This window comes from Blautia hansenii, from assembly GCF_013304445.1.
Lineage (GTDB): Bacteria > Bacillota > Clostridia > Lachnospirales > Lachnospiraceae > Blautia.
This window is the reverse complement of the sequence record NZ_JAAITA010000003.1, coordinates 162767-183786: the sequence shown is the minus strand read 5'-3', so window position 1 is coordinate 183786 and position 21020 is coordinate 162767. Positions and strand designations below refer to the sequence as shown.

Annotated in this window: 21 protein-coding genes and 4 pseudogenes; all 25 read right to left on the bottom strand. The window is 40.9% G+C overall.

All coding sequences use genetic code 11. The features are described 5' to 3' along the window. Positions 1-53: 53 nt before the first annotated feature. Positions 54-1787, bottom strand: coding sequence for an ABC transporter ATP-binding protein (locus G5A70_RS04380; RefSeq protein WP_173748392.1), 1734 nt, complete (start codon positions 1785-1787; stop codon positions 54-56). Between the two features lie 119 nt (positions 1788-1906). Further along, positions 1907-3169, bottom strand: coding sequence for a cation:proton antiporter (locus G5A70_RS04375; protein WP_173748390.1), 1263 nt, complete (start codon positions 3167-3169; stop codon positions 1907-1909). A 30-nt stretch (positions 3170-3199) separates the two neighbouring features. Next, positions 3200-3820 carry a TetR/AcrR family transcriptional regulator gene (locus tag G5A70_RS04370; RefSeq protein WP_173748388.1) on the bottom strand — a complete coding sequence of 207 codons (621 nt, stop codon included), beginning with the start codon at positions 3818-3820 and terminating at the stop codon, positions 3200-3202. A gap of 758 nt (positions 3821-4578) precedes the next feature. Continuing rightward, on the bottom strand, positions 4579-5319 hold the full coding sequence (locus G5A70_RS04365) for an IS1096 element passenger TnpR family protein (protein ID WP_173748386.1): 741 nt from the start codon (positions 5317-5319) through the stop codon (positions 4579-4581). A 74-nt stretch (positions 5320-5393) separates the two neighbouring features. After that, entirely contained in the window at positions 5394-5540 is a 147-nt protein-coding gene (locus G5A70_RS16100) for a DUF1016 N-terminal domain-containing protein (RefSeq protein WP_226853509.1), read from the bottom strand. Between the two features lie 358 nt (positions 5541-5898). Then, on the bottom strand, positions 5899-6972 hold the full coding sequence (locus G5A70_RS04355; RefSeq protein WP_173748384.1) for a PDDEXK nuclease domain-containing protein: 1074 nt from the start codon (positions 6970-6972) through the stop codon (positions 5899-5901). 79 nt (positions 6973-7051) lie between these two features. Continuing rightward, a pseudogene (locus G5A70_RS04350) lies at positions 7052-7477 on the bottom strand (tyrosine-type recombinase/integrase); the annotation flags it as partial. Then, entirely contained in the window at positions 7431-7661 is a 231-nt protein-coding gene (locus tag G5A70_RS04345; protein ID WP_173748382.1) for a helix-turn-helix domain-containing protein, read from the bottom strand. The gene G5A70_RS04345 and the pseudogene G5A70_RS04350, both read right to left, overlap by 47 nt. A 151-nt stretch (positions 7662-7812) precedes the next feature. Then, positions 7813-8172, bottom strand: coding sequence for a sigma-70 family RNA polymerase sigma factor (locus G5A70_RS04340; RefSeq protein ID WP_173748380.1), 360 nt, complete (start codon positions 8170-8172; stop codon positions 7813-7815). A 298-nt stretch (positions 8173-8470) separates the two neighbouring features. Continuing rightward, on the bottom strand, positions 8471-10804 hold the full coding sequence (locus G5A70_RS04335) for an ABC transporter permease (protein WP_173748378.1): 2334 nt from the start codon (positions 10802-10804) through the stop codon (positions 8471-8473). Next, entirely contained in the window at positions 10801-11484 is a 684-nt protein-coding gene (locus tag G5A70_RS04330; RefSeq protein ID WP_173748376.1) for an ABC transporter ATP-binding protein, read from the bottom strand. Before G5A70_RS04330 ends, G5A70_RS04335 begins: the two co-directional genes overlap by 4 nt. Before the next feature lie 109 nt (positions 11485-11593). Then, a complete protein-coding gene (locus G5A70_RS04325; RefSeq protein ID WP_173748374.1) occupies positions 11594-12631 on the bottom strand; it encodes a sensor histidine kinase in 1038 nt (345 codons plus the stop codon). A gap of 8 nt (positions 12632-12639) precedes the next feature. Next, positions 12640-13326 carry a response regulator transcription factor gene (locus tag G5A70_RS04320; protein ID WP_173748372.1) on the bottom strand — a complete coding sequence of 229 codons (687 nt, stop codon included), beginning with the start codon at positions 13324-13326 and terminating at the stop codon, positions 12640-12642. Beyond that, complete coding sequence (locus G5A70_RS04315; protein WP_173748370.1) at positions 13319-13507, bottom strand: helix-turn-helix domain-containing protein; 189 nt, start codon at positions 13505-13507, stop codon at positions 13319-13321. Before G5A70_RS04315 ends, G5A70_RS04320 begins: the two co-directional genes overlap by 8 nt. 285 nt (positions 13508-13792) lie before the next feature. After that, a pseudogene (locus tag G5A70_RS04310) lies at positions 13793-14642 on the bottom strand (hypothetical protein); the annotation flags it as partial. 57 nt (positions 14643-14699) lie between these two features. Next, positions 14700-15128 carry a hypothetical protein gene (locus G5A70_RS04305; RefSeq protein ID WP_173748368.1) on the bottom strand — a complete coding sequence of 143 codons (429 nt, stop codon included), beginning with the start codon at positions 15126-15128 and terminating at the stop codon, positions 14700-14702. After that, a pseudogene (locus G5A70_RS16095) lies at positions 15121-16161 on the bottom strand (PDDEXK nuclease domain-containing protein). The gene G5A70_RS04305 and the pseudogene G5A70_RS16095 overlap by 8 nt, the downstream one beginning before the upstream one ends. A 111-nt stretch (positions 16162-16272) precedes the next feature. Continuing rightward, a pseudogene (locus tag G5A70_RS04295) lies at positions 16273-16662 on the bottom strand (ParA family protein); the annotation flags it as partial. A 666-nt stretch (positions 16663-17328) separates the two neighbouring features. Continuing rightward, positions 17329-17535 (bottom strand): DUF7675 family protein, encoded by a 207-nt coding sequence (locus G5A70_RS04290; protein ID WP_226853492.1) that lies wholly within the window; start codon positions 17533-17535, stop codon positions 17329-17331. Between the two features lie 23 nt (positions 17536-17558). Then, positions 17559-17732, bottom strand: a complete 174-nt coding sequence (locus G5A70_RS04285) for a hypothetical protein (protein ID WP_173748363.1) — start codon at positions 17730-17732, stop codon at positions 17559-17561. Between the two features lie 87 nt (positions 17733-17819). Continuing rightward, the gene (locus tag G5A70_RS04280) at positions 17820-18905 is read right to left on the bottom strand and encodes a phage tail tape measure protein (RefSeq protein WP_173748361.1); all 1086 of its coding nucleotides are present in this window, start codon (positions 18903-18905) and stop codon (positions 17820-17822) included. 40 nt (positions 18906-18945) lie between these two features. Continuing rightward, on the bottom strand, positions 18946-19290 hold the full coding sequence (locus G5A70_RS04275; RefSeq protein WP_173748359.1) for a hypothetical protein: 345 nt from the start codon (positions 19288-19290) through the stop codon (positions 18946-18948). A 17-nt stretch (positions 19291-19307) separates the two neighbouring features. Further along, positions 19308-19892 carry a hypothetical protein gene (locus tag G5A70_RS04270; protein WP_173748357.1) on the bottom strand — a complete coding sequence of 195 codons (585 nt, stop codon included), beginning with the start codon at positions 19890-19892 and terminating at the stop codon, positions 19308-19310. Positions 19893-19907: 15 nt separating this feature from the next. After that, positions 19908-20033 carry a hypothetical protein gene (locus tag G5A70_RS15865; protein WP_279606837.1) on the bottom strand — a complete coding sequence of 42 codons (126 nt, stop codon included), beginning with the start codon at positions 20031-20033 and terminating at the stop codon, positions 19908-19910. Positions 20034-20058: 25 nt separating this feature from the next. Beyond that, a complete protein-coding gene (locus tag G5A70_RS04265) occupies positions 20059-21000 on the bottom strand; it encodes a sigma-70 family RNA polymerase sigma factor (protein WP_173748355.1) in 942 nt (313 codons plus the stop codon). Positions 21001-21020 lie beyond the last annotated feature (20 nt).

The window sequence follows — 21020 nt, the reverse complement described above, 5'->3', positions numbered from 1 at the left end:
TCCTTTCCATCATCAACGTTTTAATGTGATGCAATGCACAATTTTTTGATTCTTCAGGCAAAAGACAGCTGATACAGGCTGCTGTAAATTCCCTCTTTTTTCATCAGTTCTTCATGAGTTCCTTCCTCGGCAATACCGTCCTCCGTAAGCACCAGAATTCTCTGAGCCTTGCGAATAGTGGAAAGCCGGTGGGCAATGACAAACGTGGTCCTGTCCTTTGCCAGATTTTCCAAAGACTGCTGCACAATTTTTTCACTTTCGTTATCCAGCGCAGAGGTGGCTTCATCAAAAATCAGAATAGGCGGGTTTTTCAGAAAAACTCTGGCAATGGAAAGTCTCTGTTTCTGTCCTCCGGAGAGTTTCACACCCCGCTGTCCGATATCCGTGTCATAACCCTGTTCCAGTTCTGTAATAAATTCATGGGCATTGGCTGCCTTTGCGGCGCGAATGACTTCTTCATCTGTAGCGTCCGGTTTTCCGTACCGGATATTTTCCATAACGGTTCCTGCAAACAAATACACATCCTGCTGTACAATTCCTATCTGGTTTCTCAGACTCTGCAGTTTCAGATTCCGTATATCCTCACCGTCCAGCAGCACGCTTCCCTCCGTCACATCATAAAATCTGGGAATCAAACTGCAAAGTGTAGTTTTTCCTGCGCCGGAACTTCCTACCAGGGCCACATACTCCCCTGCTTTTACCTTGAGGTTTACATGACTTAATACCTTTTCCTGCGTTCCTTCATAGGCAAAAGAGACATTTTCAAAATCAATAGCGCCTTTTACGTCATTGACCTCTTTTGCCTCCGGCGCGTCCTGAATATCCGGAGCCACTGCCATAATTTCCAGGAAACGGGAGTAACCGCTATATCCGTTCTGGAACTGCTCGGTAAAAGTAATCAGCTTTTTCACCGGGTCCGTAAAGTTACTGATATACAAAAGTACCGTTACCAAATCTTCCACCGGCATGGCTCCTTTGGTAAGATAGAAAGCCCCGGTCAGAAGCACAGAAATCGTAATCAGTGTGGTAAAAGCCCCCATACCGCTGTTGTAAGTTCCCATGTATTTGTAGCTGAGTTTCTTGGAATTAACGAACCTTTCATTTCCCTGCCGGAATTTCTTCATCTCCACCTTCTCATTTGCAAACGATTTTACCACACGGATACCGGAAAGACTATCTTCAATCTGGGTGTTAATATCTGCGATTCTGGCTCTGTTTTCCCGAAAGGCTTTTTTCATCTTTTTATTGAAATAAATAGCGTAAAGAATCAAAAATGGAACAAAGAAAAAGGCTGCCAGGGCCAGACGCACATTGATAAACACCAGAATGGCAAAGGCCCCCACAAATTTAATAATGGAAATCACCAAATCTTCGGGGCCGTGGTGGAGCAGTTCGCTGATATCGAATAAATCTGCAGTGATTCTTGATAACAGGTGGCCTACTTTCTGGTTGTCATAAAAGGCGAAAGAGAGTTTCTGATAGTGGCTGAAAATCTCATTTCTCATATCGCGCTCAATACTCGCTCCCATAATGTGACCGTAATAAGCAATATAAAAGTTACAGAACGCTTCTATCAGCACCAGCACGATCATAAAAATTCCCAGTTTTACAATCATACCTGTGGCTGTCTCTGCCGGAAGATGAACAATGGTGCTGGTGATGTAACGCACAATCAACGGAATCACCAGAGTAATTCCGGCCCCCAGAATGGCAAAGAACAGGTCGGAAAAGAAAAGTCCTTTATAGGGCTTGTAATATCCTGCCAGACGTTTTAATGTTTTTGTCATGGTTATGTCTCCTTTGTAAAAATTTTGCTGTACATTCTTTAGTATACGGCAGGTATACGGGTTTGGCAATGATGTTTCACTCTGGTCATTCCTTAACTTTCCATTCCATATGCGCTGAATTATTCGTGACAAATCCCCTCTTCTGGTTCTCTTACCGCTGCAGCACCATTCCCAAATTCGCCTGCCCATTCAAACCCTTTTTTCGCAGCAATCACGGCAATGATTTCATTGATAACAGCCGCAGCCGCAATAGTTCCCTGAATAATCTGAGCGCATTCCGGCGCAGGGCCGCTCAGCACAGAAACTGCAATTCCCGTAAACACCAGCGACACTCCGGAGTGAGGCAAAAGCGTAAATCCCAGATATTTCTTAACCGTTTGCGGCGATTTTGTAATGCTTGCACCGAAATAAGCGCCGAAATATTTACCAAGGGCTCTCGCGGCAATATAAATGGCCGTAAACATTCCCGCACCCATAATCAAATGATAATCCAGCGGCGCACCCAGATTCAGAATTACAAGAATCATTGCAATTCCCAGGAATGGATTGAAAGCCTGCATAATCTGTTCCAGTCGTTTCTCGGTAATCATATTGGAAAAGGCGGCAGAAAACGCCATACCAATCAACATAAAATTTAAAACCGGTTTCGGCATTACCACGTTGTTAAAGAAAAATCCAACGCCTGATGTAAGCAAAATATTACCTATTAAGATAACCAGGGTAGCCGAAGAACTTCTCTCTTTTTTTAACATAAGGCCGGCTAGAATTCCCGTGACTGCCCCTATCACCAAGGGAAGAATTACAACCAGCGCAATTATATAGGCCGGAAGTTGTCCTGCAGAAAGATTTCCTGCTACAATAGCAATCGTGGTAAAGAAGATCACACAGCCCACAATATCATCCAGTGCTGCCATAGGAATCAGCGTGTTGGTGACCGGACCGCTTGTCTTAAATTCCCGCATAATGGATAAGGCAGGGGCAGGGGCTGTAGCCAGGGCAATTCCGCCAAATAAAAAGGCCAGGTACAGAGGAATCTCCTGAAAATAAAATACAATTCCGAAAACAAGGGATACAAATAAAAATGTTCCAACCGACTGTGTAAATGTTGTAATCACAATCGCTTTACCGGAACGTTTGATTTTATTCCACACGAGTTCTGTACCAATCATCAGACCAACGGCACATTCTAAAATATGCACCATTGTCTGATACCACCGGGCGTCTAAAATTTGCTGATTCATCAGGGAAACCGCATGGGGTCCTAAAATCATTCCCGCTATCAGCCAGCCCAATATGGACGGCAATTTGATTTTTGATATCAGCTTTCCTGCCCAAAATGCAAGTACAACAGCTGCTAATAGTCTTATTATCAGAGATATCATCTGTCTCCTCCTCCATGTTTTTTCATAATATTATTCGCTTTTTGCGACACCATATAACATAATATCTAAAATTTTAGAAAGATTTACTTCATGGTCTTCTATCAAAGCAGGAATATCCTCTTTTTCTCCGGACTTGCTTTGAAAATATCCATTATACATTTCCAGAAAAATCATGAAATACTCCATAGCTGCTTCTATGGTTATCCCGTCACGCAGCTGCAGCTGCTGCAACAATTCCCGAAAGCAGTTTACATAAAATTCATCATATGGCTGCCGAAGTGTGTGTATTTCCTCCCGCAAATGCTTTGGAGGCTGCAAAACCGTATAAAAAAAGAGATTGCAATGATACGGATTTTCCTTAAAAAACTGCTGCCGCATTTGAAAAAGGTTATGCAGACTTTTCTGTACATGCTCTGCCTTGTATTCCTTACTCTGAAAGTATGCGGTCATTTCCTTAAAACACTCTTCCACACACTTTAAATACAGTTCGTCCTTATTTTTAAAATTATGATATACCAGTCCCTTTGAAATTCGTTTTTCATTACAGAGTGTTGTCAGGGAAGCGCTGTCATAGCTCTTCGTTCCAAATTCTTCCATTGCTGCTGACAAAATTCTCTCATAAGTAAGCTTTGTCTTTTCTTCTTTTCGCATGTCTCTGCCTCCTATTTTCCCTTCTCGATTTCCCCTGCAAATCCGCTAAGAAATCTTTTATAGACCATATAGTCTATAAATGGATGATATCAAATATTGACCACTCAGTCAATATTTGATAAAAAATTCCCCAAGACCGAAGTCCTGAAAGGTTGAAATTCTTTTCTGAAATTGTAATTCCAAAAACGTATGATTACCGTTTAGATGATTTACACCCTTGTATTTCCAAGGCAGACGGCGTAATGGAAGCTTTTTTGAGCCATCCGATTATATTTCCTTTGGTTTGGATGATAAAGAATACGAGGGAAATCTGATTTATCTGCTGAAAAGTGGCAGCGAAGATTCTGCACCTTCAGCGGTATCTGAACAGATTTTGGCTCTCTGTACAAAACCAAAATCAAAGAAAGAGCCAATAAACAGGAAAAGACGGCATAGCCCTTGAATGGGGCTCTACCGCCAAATTGAAAAATATACTTCCTTATAACCGACAAACGTTGATTTCCCGGGCCTTTTGAACCATTTTGATACGGTTTGAACAGCAGATTATCTCTTGCTGAACTGAAATTAACGTTTAGAGAGAGGGTGTTGCAAACACGTTACAAACGCAGGACTTCTCATTCTCAGAACACCTCAACGACTACATCTGTTCAATCTTCCTAGCCATCTAGAATAATTTGTGTATGTATCAATTGGTATATCACATGTGGAATCCCCAAAACATTCATTACACGACCCACAATCAATTCATCTCCGCTCATTTACCGTTTATCCGGCTCGAATAAATCTGGATATCTATCACTTCCTGCATATCCACATACACCCATTCTGGGAGAATTACAAATCGGTACCAAAAATTGCCGCTCGCAACCCTCTTCCTCTTCACCCTCATTTTCTGCACCTAAGCATTTATCACACCAAAAAGGTACACCTTCACAATACCCTTCAGGATTAACCCACTTTGCCTCATTTTGTTCACAATTGCTGCAAAGAATTTTCGGCGGATTATTTCGAGATAATATTATAATTTCTCTCTTCTTTTTCTCTCCCTCACGACAGCTATGTATGCTCAGCATCAATTCCGTTGTTGAACCAAAATCATATTCGTAAGAAATAGAATCTCCAACATTCACAACATCTTTTAATCGGTAATTCATATTTTTAGATGGCTCTCCCCAAAATCTGTCTGTAACCGGGCAGCTCTCATATTGCGTCCCATGAATTGTAAAAGCGCTGAGATGACCACAGCATTCCACCCAAATATCACGGATAAACTGATCCAGTTCCTTTAATGTAGTATTCTCACTTACTTCGACAATTAACCAATATGCTTTCGCATATTTACCAGAAATGACAATTTGAAAATATCTGCATTTTCTCTTATATGTTTCCATTGCTAGTTTACTTTTTCGTTCTTTACACGCTTCCAAATGACGTAGCATTCCGCTTCTTGTATATTCTTTTCCACAATATTTGCAAAAGCCTTTTGTTTGAGTCCCCATAACTTTCCCTCCAATCACTTATTACAGTTCTTTCCTATTCAAGAAATTCTATGATGTACGAATCTAAAAATGGATTATCTTTCAATCCTTTTATCCGATCTGTCAGAATAGGATTCTTTTATGCAAAGAGTTAGATAAAAATGTTTTTCTTCTACAGTTTTTGCTTTTGACATAATTGTCAAATGATTCGTCCAACTAATTTGTGTCAGCAATGCGGACACAAATTCATATTGTTCATTTAATGATTTTCCTGCACCCAAGAAAATCTGTTGCAATAATAACAAGCTAGAACTATATAGATTATACCACTATCTTTGTTTAAAATACATACAAAAAACCTCCCAAGACCGAAATCCTGAGAGGTTGAAATTCTTTTTGAAATTGTACATTCTGAAACGTATGATTATCGTTTGCTGAACTGAAGCGCACGACAAGCTACCTTGAGACCGTATTGCGCGAGTTTTTGAGCTGTTTTTCCTTGACATTCCGGGCTTTTCCGGCTTTCTGCTTCTCAGTTATCCGGTGTGCGAACCACCAAAATTGTTCCGATTCTTTATGAATAGCTAGGCACCTTTATTGTCAGCCTTCCGTATCTTTCCGCAGTTCACTTTCAATCTCATCAATCGAAGGCAACGAACCTTTAAAATTCTCCGGTATCAGTTTTGACAATTCATATGCTGACACGCCCAGAGGCTGACTGCTTGCTTCCAGTGCGTACTGTGCTTTTATATCATCCTTGGATTTACACACTAACAAGCCAAGCGTCGGTTCATCTTTCTCTGTTTTTAGCTGATGATTAACCGCCACTACATAGGTTCCCAGCTGGCCAGCATAGGATGATTCAAATTCCGTGACCTTTACCTCAACTACTACATAGCAATGTAGGCGAATATGGTAAAACAACATATCAATGAAGTTCTCTGTTGAACCAATTTCAATTCGATATTCCCGTCCCACAAAAGCAAATCCATTACCCAGTTCCAAAAGAAACTTCTGAATATTATCCATCAGTGCATCCTTCAGTTCCTTTTCGTTATAGCTTTGGGTCAAGGTAATGAAATCAAACTTATATGGGTCTTTTGTGATTTCCTGTGCCAAATCGCTCTGTATGGCCGGAAGTGTCAGATTAAAATTTGTGATTGCCTTTCCCTGCCGCTCATAAAGATCTGTATCTAAAAAATTCAGCAATACGGCGCGCGACCAATTATTTTGAATCACTTGATTTACAAAGAACACTGCTTTTTTCGGATTTCCATTACACTTATCAATAATAATCTTATGATGTCCCCACGGAATTGCAAAAAGCGGCTCAATTTCTTCGTTTCTGAAATCTTCCCCAAGTTGGGGAAAATTTGAAACTTCGCTATATAGTTCTGCAAATTTCTGCATATATCGTAAGTTTGTCTCCGAAAATGACTTTACATCCGGCAGTTCCCTACGCAGATCACGACTGATTGTTTTGTAAAAGCTCTGTCCATAAGAGAACGTATCTTTTCTATCATGAAGTTCTTTTCCTAACTGCCAGTAAAATCGAAGCATCTCATCATTCACTTTCACCGCAGCCTTAATCTGGCTTTGATGAAAGCGTTTACTCACTTCGGAAATCCACTCTCTATATTGAGCATCCACTTCTATTAATTTATCCATATCCATCCCTCATATCCGTACCAAGATACTGTGTGCGACAATTCCTGTTTAAAACTTGATAGGCCAAACTGGAATTTCAAATATATTATTTATCATGTATAAACGCCTGATTCACTACACCAAAAAGTTCTTCAGGTTTATTGTACTTTACCTTTGCGTAGATGTCCATAGTTGTTTTACTGTTTTCACGTCCTGCAAGGTACTGAACCGTCTTAGGGTCCACTCCTGCATAGAGAAGATTGGTGATGTAAGTGTGCCGTAGCTGATGTGGTATCACATCAAAGTCCAGAGTATATTTGATTTTGGGTTGATTCTTCTGGGTCATGCCCAGCGTTGGAGTAACCGTATATTTGATACTCTCCCCATTTACATACTTATAGTAATTCCGTGGCTTAGTGGATCGGACAACTACATACTGCCATACCCTTTGAAATTGTGAAGCAGCTAACGGTTTTCCTTTACTGTCAGCAATCACATAATCTGATATGGAGTTTTCTTTCGCTTCTCTCAGCAGGCTTTGCCCTGTGCGTACATTTTGCGATATACTCCTGGAGACCTGCCGCAGTAAAATACACACAGTCATTCTGAACATACTGCACATAAGAAATCAAGCCGTTGTTACGGGCGGCATCCAGCGTTGCGATGCTGATTCCTAAGATTTCAGCAGCTTCTTTTCGTGTAATGAGTTTTTCCATAGACCATATTCCCTCCAATCTGTCAAGGTTATCATCGTGCTTTCAAAATCACATGAATACGCTAGCGCGGTTGTCATAACTCCGCAGCGTCGTTTTACTTGTGCGCCGCAGGATTCCCCCCAAGTCTTTAGGCGGCCGTGAAGAAGTATCTTTAAGCCCCCGTGCAGTCCTCGCGCCGGATACTGTCACAGACACGGCTTGGATCTACACTCTCTGCTGCGGCGATCTCGCTCACGCGCATACCTAAGTAATACCGGGCATAGATCTGCTCCCACAGCTGCTTTTCCTCCAGAAGCATTTCCGGCGTTGCGGGCTTCAGCAAGATTGCATTTTCAATGCCATTGTCGCAATCCAGGGAGTAGTACGCCTTATAGCGATACATCCTCCGGTCATAAGCAGCTTCCGCACGCTCAGAGGCTCGGATTGTCTCCAGCACATCTTCTGTTACTTCTACAAAGTAATCGGTTTTATAAACATCGGGATATAAGTCCCTAAGATTGACTTTCTTCATTATGTACCTCCATTTCGATTCACGGGCAGTTGACGGGTGAACCAAACGAAGGCGGGGAACGGCAGCGGTAACAAACCGCTCGTCTATCTAAAAAACGGCAAGCAAAAACTCCAGCTCCCCACAAAGGGATACTGGCGCGACAAGAAAACCTATGATTATACTGGTTTACAAGGCTTGATAATGCCGATATAGCATCCTCCTAAAATGCCGCCCCTGCTGATTGCATGAGGGTCGTCGGGTTTCTGCTTTACGACGGCTTTTTTTCTTTTGCCGTCGTGCGGCAGATTAAAACATAAAACTATAATTCATTGATGGTTGCAGTAATTGGCATATTGCGAATTCTCTTTGCAGGAGCATAGACAGACACAATAGCAGCTATAAAGATAAAGGCAACGACAATTCCAAACCATAGGATAGGAAATCTCCACTCAATTCCAAAATAATGTGTAATTAGGCGATTATATAAAAATCGGCTAAGAGGAAGTCCAATGCCACATCCAACCATCAAACCAGAAATTGCATAGGTGTACGCTTCCGCAGAAATCATTCGTTTAAGCTGCCTATTATCCATACCAACAGCTCGCATTGCACCATACTGCTTAATCCGCGCAGATACACTCATAGAGATGCTATTGACGATATTAAACAGCGAGATAACTCCGATAATAGCTAAAAAACCATAACAAACAATTCGTGCAGCCCAATAGGTCGCATTATTTTGTCTATTGCCTTCACGCTGATCTGTAATGATAATATCATCGTTTTCAAGGCTTCTAATTTCTACTATCGTTTCTTCAGTTGCGTTTGAATCTAACTGAATTCCAATAAGACCATACTTTGTATCGCCCATGATACGGTCAAATGTTTCCTGCGAACAAATAATAATCAAATCATCTCCGAATAGCCCTTGTGACAGAGCGCAGGTAATCTCGACTTCTTCACCTGCAAACTGGATGGTATCACCGATGCGCAAGGAATTGTTTCTATTAAATACGGTTGCCACTTTATTACTGTCCCCGTAAACTGCATCTAATGCTCCCTGCGCAATACTACCTTTTGAGTAATCCAGAAGTGTATCATCATAAGAAACAATATTGATATGGTCTATTCCTGCCCTTGAAGATGTTGCAGGAATGTTTTCTACATAGCTACTTCCATAAGCATTTGCAACCCCATCTATTTTTTTGATTTCATCGACCAAGCTGCGCTCAATATCCATTTTATTTGCATAACTGGATAATGATATATCGGCTGATGTGACACTTAACGATGGAACAAGTTGCTTTGCAAAATCTAAAATTACAGAAAAAGAAAAAACCAATATAATAGTCAGTGCAAAGGAAGCCGTCATCAGAAACCAGTTTTTCTTTTTTTCAACCGCATGATGTATGCCAAGTGAATTATCAATTTTTCCTAGGCTAAACTTGATAGCGTGTTTAACAGAAGATTTATTACCTACATTGCCAGAAACCGCAGATATGGGTGAAACTTTAGCAGCCCGCTTTGCTGGGGATTGTGCTGCTAAAAATACTGTTACCACTCCAACAACTACGCCACTGATAAGTCCAACAGGGCTGATCTGAAAGACTGGCGTTGTAGAAAATTCTCCACCAATTCCATAATGAAGTGTGGCACAAATAATCCAACTAATTATTGTTCCAAAAACCACTCCAATAGGTACCGCGGTTTTACACCAGTTCAATGCCTCCAAACAGACAAAACGGATAATTTGTTGACGACTTGCACCAATGCAACGCAACATTCCAAAAAATTGAGTTCGTTGCGCAATGATGCTATTCATACTGCCAGAAATCATCAATATTCCTGCCAGCAACACTAAAGCAAATAGAATTGCTGCCAATCCGTACATACTCTGCATCGCTGTATTGTTGCTTTGCCCAGCCATGCCCATAACGCCGGTATTTTCAGAAATACTCCCATCGGATAATTGATACTGTGTCTGTAGTTCTGTTATTGCATTTGCCGCTTTCGCTGCACTTTCAAACTGCACATAATAGGTCAACTCATTGTTTGTTACTCCGTTTTGTGCCATAACAGAAGTAAATGCACTTTGCGTCAGATAAGAGCCTATCAAGTAAGTCTGATTGCTATAATAGCTTTCATCATCTGTACCAAAGCCGGAGATTGTAAATGTCCGATCTCCAGCAGGGGTATGCAAGGTTACGCTATCCCCAAGCTGTACTCCTAAAGCAGTTACAGAATTAGGTGTAAGCATAACTTCCTCATCGTTCGCCGGAAATGTTCCTTCTACAATTCCATTTGAAATCTGAGTAATATAGACTTCATCGGTGCCATACAAAACAGTTCGTTTTTCGTTGACTCGGTACGGTTGTTCTCCTTCAAAATTAAATTGAGAGGCTACACCAACTGCTGTAACATCTGAACGATTACTGATTTCATTCGCATTGTTCTGTGAAATATTTTTTATTGCAATGTGCCAGTTTCCGTGATTACTTATCATAAAATCGCTTTCTGTTCGTATCATCATGTCAGCAACACTGAAAATAGCTGTGACAAGAAACACCGAAATGATAATACACAAGACAGTCATACGATTTTGCCGCTTGCGTACCTTTGCAGAAATCGGAATGAGACTAAGATAGCTTTTCATTCACGGCACCTCCCAAAATCAGTCAAAGTGCCATCCGATACCTGTAATACCCGGTCTGCCGTTTGCGCAATACTGCGGTTGTGGGTAATCATAATGATGGTCTGCTCGTATCTTTTTGATGTTTCTTTGAGCAATGCTATGACCTCACTGCTGTTTTGTGAATCCAAATTTCCTGTTGGCTCATCTGCCAGAATCAGAGAAGGACGGGTAATCAATGCGCGGCCAATCGCCACTCTCTGTTGTTGACCGCCGGAAAGCTGACTGGGTAAATGATTACGACGATCTTTCAAATTCAAAACCGTCAGCAGTTCCTCCAAATCTCTCTTGTCCGGCTTTTGATAATCCAGCAACAGCGGAAAAATCATATTCTGTTCCACCGTCAGCTCCGGAATCAGATTAAACGCCTGGAAGATAAAGCCGATATTCCTGCGGCGGAATACCGTCAGTTTTCGGTCATTCATGGAAAAAATGTCCTTGCCATCAATTAGCACCTTTCCCGAAGTCGGCAGATCCAAAGCACCGATCATATTCAGCAGTGTGCTTTTACCGGAGCCGGATTCTCCAACGATTGCCACATATTCTCCTTTGGGAACAGAAAAGCTGACATCTCTCAGCGCCTTTACAGCGGTTTCACCGCTGCCATAGATCTTACAAATATTCTTGACCTCTAATAAATTCATAGTGCAAACACCTCTTTCTTATGTTCTTGCGATGCAGACAGGTAGGCTTCCTTTCCTGTCTGCGATTGAAAGAATAGCACTGAAATATTACTGTAACCCTACAATCAGCCTACAATTTTGTAGGAATCAGAAAATTTATCGTGAAACTTGTCCCTCTGCCCAACTCACTGTCTACCTCGATTGCTCCTCCATGTGCTTCAATTACTGCTTTCGCAAGTGGAAGGCCCAGACCGATACCCTGTGTATCTTTTGAAAAACGGCTGCGATAAAACCGTTTGAAAATATGGTGTATATCTTCCGGGTGGATGCCACATCCATTGTCCTTTACCACAATTTGAACACCTGATGGCAACGCCTTCCATGTAATGCCAATGACAGCACCACTTTCCGTATGGTCAAACGCATTTTTCACAATATTGTCGATTGCCTCAGACAGCCAATCACGATCACAGAAAAGAGAAAGATGATCCGAGCCAGACAGAATGATTTTCTTCTTTTCCTGTCTGGCTCTATATGCAAAATGCAGTTCAATATCCCGCATCATATCCGCCACATTCTCTGTGGTCTTTTCCAACACAATGGCACCGGCATCCAGTTTTGTAATCTTGAGCAGGTTTTGCACCAGCGTTTCAATGCGGTCAAGTTCCTGTTCGGATAAATCAGCAAATTCTTTTACCGCACTCAATTCCATATCCCCGTCCTGAAGCAGACCATTATAAATATTCAAAGCAGCCAGCGGTGTTTTCAGTTGGTGGGAAATATCCGAGATTGTATTTTTCAAAAACTCCTTTTCCCGGAGTTCGTTATCTGCGTGAGCATTTAAGACAGCCGCCAGAGAATTAACGGTATGAAACAACCGATATAGTTCGCCCTCATCATCACATTCAATACGGGCATTGTGATTGCCGTCAAGATACGCATGAATCTGTGATACTGCCTGTTCCATGACTTGATTTTGCTTTTTGAAATAAGAACAACCCACCGCCAATATCGCTCCTCCTGCCAATACGAAAACTAGCAATAGGAACAAAGAAAACCGCTGATAGAACAACCATAAGAACCCTTGTGTCAACAGAAGGGAGGCTACCCAAATAACGGATACTGCAAAAGACAATTTTTTGATTTCTTTGTTTGCAAATATTTTCATAGGCCACCTCACCGGGTCACATTCCATTTGTACCCCATTCCCCGAACTGTCAGGAGCATTTGCGGTTCACTCGGATTATCCTCGATCTTTATACGCAGCCGCCTCATATATACGGTAAGGGTACTGCTGTCAATATAATTCCCATCACAGTCCCATAGCTTATCTAAAATTTGTTCTTTGGTAAGTACCATGTTCGGGTTTCTCATAAACAGACATAGCAGCTTATATTCTGCGGCAGTCAAATCCAATAGCTTTTCATTCTTAAACACCTGCCCTTGCAGCAAAAGCACTTTCATTCCGTTGGATTCCAGCTGTGTATCTGCGGAGCTGAAATCTTTTGCCCGACGAAGCAGCGCATTTACTCTGGATACTAACACTCCCAGCTTAAACGGTTTTGTAATATAATCATCTCCGCCAATGTCCAATCCCATGATAATGTTCATTTCTTCATCTGCCGCTGTCAAAAAAATGATGGGAACTTTGGAAACTTGCCGCACTTTTTTGCAAAATTCAAATCCGGTGCCATCTGGCAGGGATACATCAAGCACCAGCAAATCGTATTTTCCATCCGTCCACAAACTATCTGCTTCTTTGAGAGTTCTGGCAACAACTAATTCAAATCCCTGTTTTTTGAACGCAAAAGAAAGCCCGTTAATCAGGCTCAGATCATCTTCAAGAAGTAATATGTTACTCATGCTTTTGCTCCTTTCCTTGTTTTGTCCGACCATCAATCGGCTTCTCCGCAGTTTTAGGAATCAGCCAGACGCCAGCCATCTTCACAGCGCCGGGGATACGCCCACCAGAGCAATAATAATTTACCCTACGAGATGTCACGCCCCATTTTTCGGCGGCCTCTTTCAATGTCATATAATCCATTTCGCACCTCCACAGGATGTATTATAGTTCCCTTTCTCGAACAATACAAGTGTGTAGAAATATCATCCTCAAAAAATCAGCATAATCAATCCTATCAACCGGCATAATAAGGTTATTCCTTTGTGCAAATCGGCACGATAGAATATACTTAAGGTGAGTGAAATTTGACTGTTTCCTCACTGGCTCCTTTCATTTTCGGGTAAAAAGGGGTAGCGCCTACAAGCCCCTTTGAACACAGAATTTCATTCTGTGGCTGCGCGTTCTGCGAACGCTTTTGAACAGGACCAGCTGACCGTGGTCTTTTTCAACATCCTGTTCTACCTCCATTTTCCGTACCCGAGCCACATTGGCCTTTGCCGTTAAAAGCTCCCGCATTTCCTCGCGGGAACGCCGGTACTCGGCATAGATTTTTTTCTTTTCTTCCAGCAATTTCGCATACTCCGTCTGCAACTCTTTGACCTTGGGCAGTTTCTTGACGCCCATCTTATCAAAGGCATTCTTGGCAGCCTGGTGGAGCAGAATTTTTTCCTCATGTTCCTCCCGGAATTTCTTAGAGTAGCCTGCCTTGCGGTATGCCACATAAACCTCACAGGTCTTGGTATAATTTACGATATGGGTACGCAAAACGGCAATCTCTGCCATGCTTTTTTCAGCAGCTTTGATCTGCGCTGAAACCTCATTGTGATGTACCGTAGCAGCCGCAGCCTTTTCTTCCAAAACCGCGTACTCCAGCAAGTTATGCTCCGACAGGTAATTCATGGTCTGCGCCATTTGCTTCAGATTGAAAACTTTGGCCCAACGAGCATAACCAGCACTTTTTCCTGCCTGCAATTTTGCCTGAATATCCACCAGCAAGTTGACCTTCGGCGGCTCTGTATGTGCGACCATTTTCTTTCGTGAGGTATGCTGCTTTTTCCCAGCCAGCACCGCGCACTCGTCCGGTAGCGGCAATATACTGCCGCTTTGCCAGAAGAAACTCTGCATCAGCAGTTCGGCTGTCACACGCATAACCGGTGATAAGCCTGCCGTTATCTGTTTTTTGTGGGTTGGCCACATAGTCGATGATGTCACTGATTGCCCGACTTTCTGTGCGGCCTTTGCCGACATGAAGCGGCATGATTCTTGTGGTTGCCATAAGTCATACCTCCTTTCCCCAAAAGAAAAGAACAGCTGTGTGAGAGCTGTCCTTTGATCAATCTGAAATTTCAATATTCTGTTGTGCTTTTAGAGCTACAATCCGTTTGGTATCCACAAAATGAGTGGCGTACCATTTTTCAATTTCAGGATTTCCGATTTTGCTGAATCGCAGCGGAATCACCGGCTTGTGACCCTGACCATTTTTCTTTTTTACGCCCCACTGTTTGTAATAGCAGAATGATGGCTTTAAGCCGGTTTTCTGTGCATACACCCGCATCTGGTGCATAATAAACGAGAGCTTGCGCAGATTGACGGTACAGACCCGTTCCAGGTAATCTACCCGCCCGAACCGCCAGTCCTCATATTTTTGTTTTGGCAGAACGCCAATTTCCATCAACACATCCACTGGAGCTGCATAGCCGCGCTGCTGGCATTGGTGATAAACAGATGAATGTACTTTCCCAATCAGTTCTTTATCATTCATGGTCGTTGTCTTTCTTTTCGTTCCAGCTTTTCAAAACAGCTTCCACCTGAGCAATCAACTGCTCCTTATTGGGCATATAGAGAACATAACGGGATGCAAAGATGTTGTTTGACAAGCCACCCAAAGCATATTCTGCCGCAATACTGTCTTTTTCCGTACAGAGGATAATGCCGATAGGAGGGTTATCATCTGGATCATTGACTTCCGCAGCATAGTAGTTTAAGTACATATTAAGTTGACCTGCGGCTTCTGGTGTGAGCTTTTTTGTTTTCAGTTCGATTAGCACATAAGCACGAAGAATTTTGTTATAAAATACCATGTCTACATAGTAGTGGGTATTGTTCAAAGTCACACGCTGCTGAGTTCCAACAAACATAAAACCGCGCCCAAGCTCCAAAAGAAATTTTTCAATTTGTGCGACAAGCGCTTTTTCCAAATCGCTTTCTAACATGGGCTTATTTTCAGGCACACCCAAAAATTCAAACACATAGGGGTCACGGATAATGTCAGATGGCTGTCTGATTTCAATTCCATTCTGTGCCAGCGAAAGAACCTTTTCCTTGTTGGCATCTCCATCAGATAAAAGCAGTCGTTCATACAACGAACTGCCAATCTGTCGTTTTAATTCCCGGACTGACCAGCCGGAATTGACAGCCTCTTTTTCATAAAAGCTACGCTTGTTATCATCGGAAATGCTTAAAAGCTCACAGTAATGGGACCAAGATAATTTGCCAGACACCGTCTGGCATTTTTCATAAGCAAGATAAAATGCCCGCATATTTTGCAGATTGGATCGTGAAAAACCTTTTCCAAATTCCTGTGTCAGCTCTTTAGAAAGTTCCTTTAAGGTTTACTTTCCATAATCTGCACGAACCTGGTTTTGCTGTTCATATTCCACAATAATCCGTCCAATATTCCAGTAGGTTGTCAGTAGCTGCGTATTAACCTGTTGGGCAACATTTTTTCTGGAATTTTCCAGCAACTCTCGAATTTCCAGAATCATGGAACTGCTTGGCGTTAATTGATTTTTCATACACGTCCTCCTTATCTAAAAACTGTCCACACTCAGTGGCAGAATATATTTTCATAGTTATTAGTATATCCCATTTTCAAGAGAAAGTAAAATAGCACCAGTGATAGATTTCATGAGGATATGGGAGTATTGCCCCTTCAGCGTGTCCAGATATTGCCGCAAGATAGTCTCACGGCTCATGGCATTTACCAGAGATACTTCCATACCGGATAACTGGATGTCCGCAGGCATCAGGTCTACACCCTCCGGGTGGTGCAGGATACCCTCACCGGGACGAAGCGGCTCATCCATCAGGATACGCCCCATAGCGTCCGACAGCGTAAAGGGCAGCTTGTCCGGTTGGGGATTGCCCAGGCTGATGGTTAGGCTCCCTTGTGGGTCTCCGTCGATCAGCAGGACTTTCTTTCCGGCCTGTGCCAAACCGATTCCAAGATTGGCACAGGTGGTGGTTTTGCCAACGCCGCCCTTCTGATTGGAGATGGCGATGATTTGCGTGTTCATTGACTTCACCTCATTTCTGATTGTTGCTGTTGCTTCTGAAAATAGAAAAAGCCGCCACTCCAAAATGAAAAATGAAGTGACGGCTCTTTCTATCGCCGGAATGCTAATTCCTGAAACGAAAAAAGCACCCAGTCATTATACTGAGTGCTGTATCAAATTCATATTCAATTATTCAAATTAGGTCAAACTATGCCAAACTGCCACAGCCAAAAACGAGGGGAAATAGGGCTGAAAAGCGCCCCCCAAAACACCCCCAAAATCGGCTCTCGGTTAACCACTTTGGGAACCACTCGCCCCTCTTTTTGCCCTCTTTTTGGCCGGTTAACCACTTGCGGACCACTAAAAATTGGGTGAAAATGGCTCTCGTTTAGCCAAATTTAGTCAAACTATATCAGCCCTTTTAGATATAGTAAAACCCCGGAAGGCCTTGATTTTCCGGGGTTTTTGAACCATTTTGATACGGTTTGAACAGCAGATTATCTCTTGCATAGTTCCGACATCCGAAAAATCAAGGTTTTCAAAGGCTTTGTTGGTTACTTGTTGGCTATGGATATATCTTGACATCAACAAAACCAATTATTTTTCTTACATTTTAATACAAAAATCATGTCTTTTTGTCTACTTTTCCACTAATTTTATATTATTTTCCTGCAAAAATCCATATTTTTAGTTTCTATCTTTGAAGAATTCCTTCCAATATGGATTCTCTTCATCAAATATTTGTTTTTGTTCTTCTGTCAGTTCATGTGGATAATCTCTGAACATGTTGAATTCTTTCTTCTTATCAAAAGAAAACACAAATTCACCAATGCACTTTTCAGATGTATCTTTCCACCATACCTTGTCATTAGGATTGTTCTTATACCACATCATTATTATCAACATCCTTCCATAGGCTAATAATCAATATCGTCTTCAAGCGTTGGTGGTTCAGCAGGTGTCCCTGACTGAATGCACTGTTCAATATCATCAATGATTTCATCATCTGACATTTCCATTGATGCAACCAAAGGATAACTTTTATCAAATGCATTCATATATGATTGTAATGCTTTTTCTAACTTTGTCATATTATCACTTTCCTGACCTTTTATATAATAACCCCAAGAAATTATCAATAACCTTCTAATAATGCCTGTGTGGGTCTTGCATCAGTTTCATGAAGTGCCTGAATGCTTTCTTTGCTTCATCAGGTGCATCTTCAGAAATCCCTGTGATATCACCTTCAGTATTAAATTGAAGATACTTCCAAAACAATGACAAGAATTCACCTGACAGCATAACACACACCTTCCTTCATCCTTATCATACCACCAAGACAGAAAAAAGAACAGACAATCATTTCTGACTGCCTGTCCTGCTTCAGCAGATGACCAAAGTTCATTGTATGCAATTCCATTTTCGTCAGCATATTGCTTTGTGACCTGAAGGACATCAGCAAGTGACATTCCTGACTGCATACATTCTTGGAATGACATTCCTGTCTTTTCCTTGATTACACCACCAAGTTTAGTTCCTGAATCACCAAGTTCATTCATCATACTATTCATGTATGTGGTGGCTTCTGCTGTCGCAATACCCTGTTTAGTAAGTGCAACATAGCCTGATGTCAGGTTGTCAATGTTGACCCCCATTGCAGATGCTGTTGGGATAACTTTACCCATTGCAGACGCTAATTCATCAACTGTGGTTTTACCAAGGTTCTGTGTTCTAACTAATTTATTTGATATTTCTTCAGCAGTTCCTGCTTGTTCTCCATAGGCATTTATTGCTGTTGTAAGAACATCCACTGCTGTTGCTGTGGATGTGAAACCTGCTTTTGCAAGATTTCCTGCTGTTTCCACAAAGGAAACTGCATTGTTGACATCAACACCTGCTGATAATGCCTGATAGCCTGCTTCAGCTAATTCAGTTGATGCAAGTCCTGTTTTATTTGAAAGGTTGATGAACTGTTTTGACAAGTCACTGACTGAAACTTTTTGAGTATCAAACAGTGTTGACATTTTAGCCATTCCATTAGTAAAATCTGATGCAGATTTTACAGATGCACCAAGTGCTGTTGCCATACCTGCACTGACAGGTGCTATTGCTTTACCAACACTTGTGATTTTTTGACCTGCTTTATGAAATGCAGAACCGACTTTTTCAGCCATGCTTTCTGCTTTCTTTGATGTCTTGTCAATGTCTTCATTTGCTTTGTCATTCTTTATGAAGATTGAACCGACAAGTTTAAATATATTCAAGATTCATCAACCCCCTTTCATTCATTATTTATTCAAATTTTTAATACAATTCAGATGCTCTACCAATAATCAGGTCTGATTCTTTGTGAATTGTTCTGAATGTATAATGACCACCAACAGACTGCATTGCTTCTTCGTAATTACTAAAATATCCAACAAGTCTAAATGTCACATACTCATTCTGTGTGTTTGGAACTCTCACTTCAAACCATGTATGTCTTGAATACACTTCAATACCCATTGCATCACTATTGAAATTTACCTTTGTGACTTCATAGTCATTTGATTCCTTGAATGCTTTAGCAACAGTTGCATCATTTGTGAATGCAACGTGTTCAAACGAATCATCATATGATGTTTTTGTCTTATCTACGATTTTCCACATATTCTCACCCCCTTTCATTATTCCTGACCTGCATATCTTGTCAGGAATTCATCAACAGTTTTATTCATCAGTTCAACTGGCGAACCATTCATCATTGTGGCTGTATGAATTGAAATCTTTGCAAGGTCATCACCTTTGTAATTGTCAAAGAAATCATTTACTTTAGATTCAAGATTATTCAAATCATCCATCATCCATTCAATAGTTTTAAACTGTTCACCCTTTGCATCAGCAAGCAATTTTTCATCCATGTAATTTCCTACAAATTTATCAGAAAACATCTGAATTTCTGTTTCTGTCATCATTCCATTCTTAATCATTGGAAGAAGTCCAAGAAGTTCTTCAGATGGTGCAGTCACTACAATGTTTTTGATTGACGTTCTTGTTTCTTCAAAATCCTTTTCAACCTGTTTCACAAACACACTTTTCATTTCTCTAACTGTATTTTCAAAGGTTTCCTTGGCTGTTTTCATTGCATCCTTATAGACTGAACTACCTTTGATATAATTCCCTTCAATGTGTTTTACTGCCTGATTATAAACACTTTTTGCCTGTTTCACTGCTTCACTATATTCCTTAATTGCTCTGTTTGTATTTTTCATTTTGTATCATCCTTCCTAATATTCTATAAATCTATCAACTTCACCTGTGTTACCATTGACAAGCGGTGACAATCTTCCTGTTTTGATTGCACTTTTATGAATACTTAATTTATCATTGTATTGATTTTTCATCTTTTCCAACAACTGAATCACCTGTTTCCCTGATTCAGTCTGTTGATACTTGTATCTGTCTTTCTGTTCCTGTGTTATCATTTTCAATCTTCCTTTCTTCATATAGTTTTCTGAAGGTCTTTTCCAACATGTCCATCATCTTGTGTTCCTTTTCTTCATATTCAATACGTCTGATTACTATATCTTCAACTGAATTCTTTCCTGAATATGCCATCATGGAATCATAACCCCAAAATTCTGCAAGTTCTTGAATTTCTGTTATGTTCTTCAATATAGATTCTGCTTTTCTCTTAATCACTGAAATATTTTGACGTGAGCATCCCATTTCCATAGCCATATCTATTAATGATTCTTGATTAATATAATATCTGATGACTATATCCTTTTGTTTGTCATCTAAAATAGAATCAACTATATTCCATAGTCTCATCTTACAATCATTTTCAATTGCATCCGTTTCAATATCCACACCATCATCAGGAATCAATTCACCAATGGTCATATTATCATCTGAATCTGTTTTCATTGTCACATCAATACTAATTGTTGACATTTGATGCATTGTTTTTATTAATTCCTTATATTGATGTGTTGTGAGTCCTAATTCTTTTTTAACCATTTCCCCATTCACAGAACCATTGTGTTCTGCAACAAGTTTCTTATACTTTGAAATTCTTGAAATCATGTAAGTAGGAACTATGTTATCTCTTGAATGATTAATGAAGTTTATACAACGATTTTTTATTTGATATGGTGCATATGTAAGAAATAAAAATCCTTTGGAAGAATCAAATTTTTCAACAGCATCATGCAGTCCAATATATGCTTCTTGCATCAGGTCATCTATATCTGCATATGCAGTATAAGGTTTTACAATCCTTCTGATGAAAACTTCATTCTGCTCATAAAGAATTCCCATGTTTTCCTGAACATTGATACCATTTTGAATCTGTTCAACAAGTTCTTCATTGGTCATAAACAAATCCATTGACATCC

Coding starts and splice junctions, on each gene's coding strand:
- G5A70_RS04380 (WP_173748392.1), bottom strand. CDS start 1,787: ATGACAAAAACATTAAAACGTCTGGCAGGATATTACAAGCCCTATAAA.
- G5A70_RS04375 (WP_173748390.1), bottom strand. CDS start 3,169: ATGATATCTCTGATAATAAGACTATTAGCAGCTGTTGTACTTGCATTT.
- G5A70_RS04370 (WP_173748388.1), bottom strand. CDS start 3,820: ATGCGAAAAGAAGAAAAGACAAAGCTTACTTATGAGAGAATTTTGTCA.
- G5A70_RS04365 (WP_173748386.1), bottom strand. CDS start 5,319: ATGGGGACTCAAACAAAAGGCTTTTGCAAATATTGTGGAAAAGAATAT.
- G5A70_RS04355 (WP_173748384.1), bottom strand. CDS start 6,972: ATGGATATGGATAAATTAATAGAAGTGGATGCTCAATATAGAGAGTGG.
- G5A70_RS04345 (WP_173748382.1), bottom strand. CDS start 7,661: ATGGAAAAACTCATTACACGAAAAGAAGCTGCTGAAATCTTAGGAATC.
- G5A70_RS04340 (WP_173748380.1), bottom strand. CDS start 8,172: ATGAAGAAAGTCAATCTTAGGGACTTATATCCCGATGTTTATAAAACC.
- G5A70_RS04335 (WP_173748378.1), bottom strand. CDS start 10,804: ATGAAAAGCTATCTTAGTCTCATTCCGATTTCTGCAAAGGTACGCAAG.
- G5A70_RS04330 (WP_173748376.1), bottom strand. CDS start 11,484: ATGAATTTATTAGAGGTCAAGAATATTTGTAAGATCTATGGCAGCGGT.
- G5A70_RS04325 (WP_173748374.1), bottom strand. CDS start 12,631: ATGAAAATATTTGCAAACAAAGAAATCAAAAAATTGTCTTTTGCAGTA.
- G5A70_RS04320 (WP_173748372.1), bottom strand. CDS start 13,326: ATGAGTAACATATTACTTCTTGAAGATGATCTGAGCCTGATTAACGGG.
- G5A70_RS04315 (WP_173748370.1), bottom strand. CDS start 13,507: ATGGATTATATGACATTGAAAGAGGCCGCCGAAAAATGGGGCGTGACA.
- G5A70_RS04305 (WP_173748368.1), bottom strand. CDS start 15,128: ATGAATGATAAAGAACTGATTGGGAAAGTACATTCATCTGTTTATCAC.
- G5A70_RS04290 (WP_226853492.1), bottom strand. CDS start 17,535: ATGATGTGGTATAAGAACAATCCTAATGACAAGGTATGGTGGAAAGAT.
- G5A70_RS04285 (WP_173748363.1), bottom strand. CDS start 17,732: ATGACAAAGTTAGAAAAAGCATTACAATCATATATGAATGCATTTGAT.
- G5A70_RS04275 (WP_173748359.1), bottom strand. CDS start 19,290: ATGTGGAAAATCGTAGATAAGACAAAAACATCATATGATGATTCGTTT.
- G5A70_RS04270 (WP_173748357.1), bottom strand. CDS start 19,892: ATGAAAAATACAAACAGAGCAATTAAGGAATATAGTGAAGCAGTGAAA.
- G5A70_RS04265 (WP_173748355.1), bottom strand. CDS start 21,000: ATGACCAATGAAGAACTTGTTGAACAGATTCAAAATGGTATCAATGTT.